Consider the following 508-nt stretch of genomic DNA (forward strand, 5'->3'; position numbering starts at 1 on the left):
CACGCTCGACGGCCGTGATCTGTCGCGCCAGATCGCGCCCAAGCTCATCAGCTTGACGCTCTCGGAGTCACGCGCTGAAGAATCTGACACGCTTGATCTTGTCATCGACGATTCCAAAAACACGTTCGCCATACCGAAGCGTGGTGCGAACATCCGAGTGGCGATCGGGTGGGTCGGCGAGTCGCTGGTCGACAAGGGAGTCTTCACGGTCGATGAAATCGAGCACAGCGGCGCACCCGATCTCATCACGATTCGCGCACGATCAGCCTCGATGACCCATGCCATGCACGAGCGGCGCGAACAAAGCTGGCATGGCCAGACACTCGGCGCGATCGTGCGCACCATTGCATCACGGCATTCGCTGAAAGCCGCGGTGAGTGAGGTGCTCGATTCGGTCGCGATCGCGCACATCGATCAAACACATGAGAGCGATATGTCGTTTCTCACGCGGCTTGCGCGGCGCTTTGACGCGGTGATGAACGTCAAAGATCTGCATCTGCTCTTCATG

Annotated in this window: 1 protein-coding gene; it reads left to right on the forward strand. The window is 59.1% G+C overall.

The genetic code is table 11. The features are described from left to right. Positions 1-508: contractile injection system protein, VgrG/Pvc8 family (locus QCE79_RS33575; RefSeq protein WP_309851838.1), on the forward strand; the 508-nt coding region annotated here is incomplete at both ends.

The organism is Caballeronia sp. LZ003, assembly GCF_031451465.1.
In the GTDB taxonomy this organism is placed as follows: Bacteria; Pseudomonadota; Gammaproteobacteria; order Burkholderiales; family Burkholderiaceae; genus Caballeronia.